This window comes from Marseilla massiliensis (genome assembly GCF_016899855.1).
In the GTDB taxonomy this organism is placed as follows: Bacteria; Bacteroidota; Bacteroidia; order Bacteroidales; family Bacteroidaceae; genus Prevotella.
Genome location: NZ_JACJJG010000146.1, coordinates 1 through 5,507, shown reverse-complemented (window position 1 = coordinate 5,507; position 5,507 = coordinate 1). Strand labels below are relative to the sequence as shown.

At 50.8% G+C, this 5,507-nt stretch carries 6 protein-coding genes; all 6 read left to right on the top strand.

Annotation, left to right across the window (positions count from 1 at the left end):
- The first annotated feature begins 327 nt into the window (after positions 1-327).
- Positions 328-1,206: a cell division protein FtsX gene (locus H6A34_RS13495; protein WP_205105943.1), complete on the top strand. Its 879-nt coding sequence runs from the start codon at positions 328-330 to the stop codon at positions 1,204-1,206.
- Between the two features lie 172 nt (positions 1,207-1,378).
- Positions 1,379-1,660 carry a DUF3098 domain-containing protein gene (locus H6A34_RS13490; protein WP_205105942.1) on the top strand — a complete coding sequence of 94 codons (282 nt, stop codon included), beginning with the start codon at positions 1,379-1,381 and terminating at the stop codon, positions 1,658-1,660.
- A gap of 11 nt (positions 1,661-1,671) precedes the next feature.
- A complete protein-coding gene (locus tag H6A34_RS13485; protein WP_205105941.1) occupies positions 1,672-2,511 on the top strand; it encodes an undecaprenyl-diphosphate phosphatase in 840 nt (279 codons plus the stop codon).
- A 6-nt stretch (positions 2,512-2,517) separates the two neighbouring features.
- Complete coding sequence (gene truB / locus H6A34_RS13480) at positions 2,518-3,243, top strand: tRNA pseudouridine(55) synthase TruB (protein WP_205105940.1); 726 nt, start codon at positions 2,518-2,520, stop codon at positions 3,241-3,243.
- Complete coding sequence (gene queA, locus H6A34_RS13475) at positions 3,240-4,358, top strand: tRNA preQ1(34) S-adenosylmethionine ribosyltransferase-isomerase QueA (protein WP_021948298.1); 1,119 nt, start codon at positions 3,240-3,242, stop codon at positions 4,356-4,358. The genes truB and queA overlap by 4 nt, the downstream gene beginning before the upstream one ends.
- 164 nt (positions 4,359-4,522) lie before the next feature.
- Positions 4,523-5,507: glycoside hydrolase 43 family protein (locus H6A34_RS13470; RefSeq protein ID WP_239480891.1), on the top strand; the 985-nt coding region annotated here is incomplete at its 3' end.

Genomic DNA, 5,507 nt, shown 5'->3' with positions numbered 1-5,507 from the left:
ACGAGCAGACAAGGAGATTTGTTTAGTCGACGAGTCAACAAGATACAAGCAGACAAGGAGATATGTTTTTCTTCTTATATGGATTGCACCCATACATTATTATATATACTTACAATGCAAATCTCCTTGTCTGCTTGTATCTTGTTGACTCGTCGACTAAACAAATCTCCTTGTCTGCTCGTCCCTTGTCAACTTGTCGACTAAACAAATCTCCTTGTCTGCTCGTCTCTTGTTGACTCGTCGACTATAAAAAAAGTTAAACCGTTGGCTGTGCAGATTATTTTTTGTTACTTTGCACCAAATTAGGTGTGTTATAGCCACTAAGTAATGAGTAAGAAACGAAACAAAACCCGCGTCCGCCATGGATTGCAGGGTATAACTTTATGTATAAGCACGGCGTTGGTGCTGATTTTATTAGGTATGGTGGTGTTCTCCGTGCTGTCGGCGCGGAACTTGTCAGCGTATGTAAAGGAAAACCTTACCGTAACGATGATGTTGGGCGAAGACATGACGGACCCCGAGGCGCGCCAGTTGTGTAACGAACTGCATAAACGGCCGTATATCAGCCATCTTACGTATATTAGCAAGGAGCAGGCACTGAAGGAACAGACCGGGGCTATGGGCACCGACCCGAGCGAATTTCTAGGTGTCAACCCTTTCGTGGCATCAATAGAGCTGCAACTCAAGGCGCAATACGCCAACACCGACTCGCTGAAATGGATATCAAAAGACCTTAAGAAAGACTCTAAGGTTACCGATATAACCTATCCCCAAGACCTTATGGACAGCGTAAACCGCAACCTTAACAAGATAAACCTTGTATTGCTGGTGCTCGCGGTGTTGCTTACATGCGTGTCGTTCTCGCTTATCAACAATACCGTCAAGCTGGGAATGTACGCCCGCCGCTTCACAATACACACCATGAAGCTCGTCGGGGCGTCGTGGGGCTTCATCCGTAGGCCGTTCCTCGGCAATGCTGTCGGCATAGGCTTGTTGGCCGCGTTGCTGGCCGACGGCGTTCTGGCAGGCGGCGTTTACGCCCTGTACACATACGAGCCGGGCGTGCTTACGGTGGTAACATGGCAGGTGATGGCCATAACGGGAGCGTCGGTTTTCGTCTTCGGGTTGGTAATTACGCTGTTCTGCGCCTTCGTGTCAGTAAACAAGTTCCTGCGCATGAAGGCCGGCGACCTGTACAAAATCTGACAGGCAGATTTTGAATTAACAATTAAAAATTAACAAATAAACGGCGTGGCGGAGCGCATTCAGGCATTGAACAAGACAAATCCCGTTGTCTGCTTGTTTCTTGTCAACTTGTTGGCTAAACAGATTTCCTTGTCTGCTCGTTCCTCGTCACTCGTCAACTAAAATCATAGAAATGGACAGAAAGAACTTTGCTTTTGACCGAAAAAACTTCATCCTGCTTGCCATCGGCATGGTAATCGTCATTATCGGATTTATAATGATGAGCGGTGGAGGTACTGACGACAACTCTTTTAATCCCGAAATCTTCAGTACCATGCGCATAAAGGTGGCTCCGGTGGTATGCTTCATAGGCTTCGTGTCGATGATATACGCCATAATGCGTAAGCCAAAAGACGATGAAGGCAATGGTAACGGAAAATACGACAATATCATAAACGACAACAAAAACGCTTAACTTACAGACTTATGGATTTACTTGAAACGGTCATCATCGCCATCGTCGAGGGCCTGACGGAGTTTCTTCCCGTGTCGTCGACGGGGCACATGATAATCGCTCAGAGCTTGCTCGGCGTAGAGAGCACGCCTTTTGTAAAGGCATTTACGGTTATAATACAGTTTGGCGCCATCCTTTCGGTCATCTGCCTTTACTGGAAACGCTTTTTCTATCCTAACGCCGAGAGCCGTGGTGAGTCGTATTGGCACTCGATGTTCAACTTCTACGCCCGCCTCGTGGTGGGAGTTCTTCCGGCCGTAGTGCTCGGCCTGGCGTTTAACGACTTTATCGAGTCTAACCTCGGCAACGTCCAGTTGGTGGCATGGATGCTCATTATAGGCGGTATTTTCATGCTCTTTTGCGACAGGATATTCAATAAAGGCAGCGAAGACACCAAGCTGACGTACAAGCGTGCCTTTATTATCGGCCTTGTACAGTGTATCTCTATGATACCTGGCGTGTCACGCTCGATGTCGACAATCGTCGGCGGTATGTCTCAACGACTCACGAGAAAGGCAGCAGCCGAGTTCTCGTTCTTCCTCGCCGTGCCGACAATGTTGGGCGCAACATGCCTTGAAATGTACAAAATGCTGACACATGGAAGCGGCTCTCTGCTCACGCAGGGCAACAATCTCGAAACCCTTATAATAGGTTCGGTGGTGGCGTTCGTGGTTGCCATACTTGCGATAAAGTTCTTCATCAACTATGTTACGAAGTATGGCTTTGCCGCGTTCGGCTGGTACCGCATTATCGTTGGTATCATCATAATCGCCTGCGGACTGATGGGCGTTGAAATGAAAATGGTTGACTAAAGCGCAATGAACTTTCACGAAGGAGAAATCATACGCCTTAACAAGCCGTACAGGATGTCGAGTTTCGGCGCGTTGGCACGTGTGCGTTACCTCATTTCGCAAAAGCTCGGCGTGAAAAGGATGAAGACCGGCCACGCCGGAACGCTCGACCCGTTGGCCACCGGCGTGCTCCTGCTCTGCACGGGGCGTGCCACCAAGCGCATTGACGAGCTGCAACAGCACACCAAGGAGTACACCGCAACGCTGCAACTTGGCGCCACCACGGCCAGCTACGACATGGAACATCCCGTTGACGCGACGTATCCAACGGAACATATCACCCTCAACCTGATAAAGGAAACGCTCCCGAAGTTCGTCGGTGAGATACAACAGGTGCCGCCGGCGTATTCTGCCTGCAAGGTGAACGGTGACCGCGCGTACGACCTTATGCGTAAAGGCAGGGACGTGGAGCTGAAGCCCAAGACTCTGAGAATTGATGAAATAGAGCTTACATCGTTTGATCCGGCGCTGATGCAGATGTCGATCCGCGTTGTGTGCGGCAAGGGAACATACATCCGTGCGCTTGCCCGCGACATCGGAGAGGCGCTCGGAAGCGGAGCGTATCTTACCGCCCTGTGCCGCACGAGGGTAGGAGACGTCAGGATAGAGGACTGCGTTACGCTTGACGACTTTCCCCAGTGGCTCGACAAACAGACAATAGAAGACATAATAACGGAGGAAAATAATATATGAAACTGTCACAATTTAAGTTTAAACTGCCCGAAGAACTCATTGCCCTTAACCCGCCTTACCATCGTGACGAGTGCCGGTTGATGGTGTTGCACAGAGTGTCGCAGAAGATAGATATGTTTAAAACAGACGAAAAGGGAGAACCTTTGAAGGACGAGGACGGCAAGCCCGTGTACCTCGACTTCCGCAATGTGCTCGACCATTTCGACGAGGGTGACACGTTTATCTTTAACGACACGAAGGTCTTTCCGGCGCGTCTATACGGCACAAAGGAGAAGACCGACGCCAAGATTGAGGTGTTTCTGCTGCGTGAGTTGAACGAGGAAATGCGCCTGTGGGACGTCCTCGTCGAGCCGGCGCGCAAGATACGAATAGGCAACAAGCTCTTCTTTGACGACAGCGGAACGATGGTGGCAGAGGTAATCGACAACACTACGAGCCGCGGACGCACGCTGCGCTTCCTCTACGACTGCCCTCATGACGAGTTCAAGCGCGACCTTTATGCCCTTGGAGAGGCGCCGCTGCCGCATTATATTGTTGACCGCCGTCCCGCTACTCCTGAGGATCTCGACGACTTCCAGTGCATATACGCCAAGCACGAAGGGGCCGTTACCGCTCCCGCATCAGGCCTTCACTTCAGCCGTGAGCTGATGAAGCGCATGGAGATAAAGGGCATTAACTTCGCCTTTATCACGCTGCACTGCGCCTTGGGCAACTTCCATGACATCGAGGTTGAGGACCTTACGAAGCACAAGATGGACTCAGAGCAGATGTTTATAGGCGCCGAAGCGTGCAAGACTGTCAACGAGGCGAAGCTGGCCGGTCATCATGTGTGCGCCGTAGGCACAAGTGTAATCAAAGCAACTGAGACCGCCGTGGGCACGGACAAGATGTTGAAGGAGTACGAGGGATGGACAAACAAGTTCATTTTCCCGCCTTATGAGTTCGGCGTTGCCGACTCGATGATTTCCAATTTCTATCATCCGATGTCAACGTTGCTCATGTCTACCGCCGCGTTCGGTGGCTACGATCTCGTTATGGAGGCGTATAATCTCGCCGTGAAGAACGGCTACAAGTTCGGGTGCTACGGCGATGCGATGCTCATAGTGAACGACTGACATACTTATTTACAGACATCAGGAGTATTTCTTTATTTTGAAATCACCCTTGATGTCTGTTTTGTTTTATGTAAACAGGTAATTTTTATATTTATTTCCGTCTGTAAATCATATTGCTTATGAAACCGAAAAATCTGTTGGTATTGTTCCTTCTGACTGTCACTATGCTTGCAATGCCGCTGCCGCTGCCGGCTGACGATAACGGTGACGGCACATTCTCAAATCCTGTTATCTGGGCGGATGTGCCTGACCCTGACGTTATACGGGTAGGCAACTATTTCTATATGGTCAGCACCACCATGCACCTTATGCCCGGAGCGCCGGTCATGCGCTCAAAAGACCTTGTTAACTGGGAGACGGTGAGCTATCTGTTCGACCGCCTTACCGACACGCCTAATTACGACCTTACCGGCGGAACGGCTTACGGGCGCGGGCAGTGGGCCACCTCGCTGCGTTATCATGACGGCACGTTTTACGCTTACTTCTCGCCTAACGACAAGCCTTTTATGGGGTATGTCTATAAGACGAAAGACCCTGAAAAGGGGTGGACTCTTGTGTCAAGGCTGCCTCATTTCCATGACGCTTCACTGCTGTTTGACGATGACGGCCGTGCTTACGTGTTCTACGGGACGGGTCAGCTCAGGGAACTTAACCCGGACCTGAGCGGCGTTAAGCCCGGAGGCGTTGACATGAAGATATTCGAGCGTGATGCGGAAGAGAACGGACTGCTTGAAGGCAGCCGCGCAATAAAGCACGACGGGAAGTATTATCTGCTTATGATCTCGTGGCCGGACGGCGGTAAGCGCCGCCAGGTGTGCTATCGTGCAGACAAGATAACCGGTCCGTATGAGAAGAAAGTTATTCTTGAAGACAACTTTGCCGGTTTTCCGTATGTCGGTCAGGGCTGTATCGTTGACGACGCATCAGGTAACTGGTACGGAGTGATATTCCAGGACAGAGGCGGTGTAGGGCGTGTGCTTACACTGATGCCGTGCCGCTGGATTGACGGTTGGCCGATGCTTGGCGACGCTGAGGACCATGTGCCCGCCGTGATGCGGAAACCTGTACAGGGCTGTCCTGTCATACCGCTTGTGGTCAGTGACGGCTTTGACGGCAACCGGATGAAAATCAACTGGCAGTGGAATCACA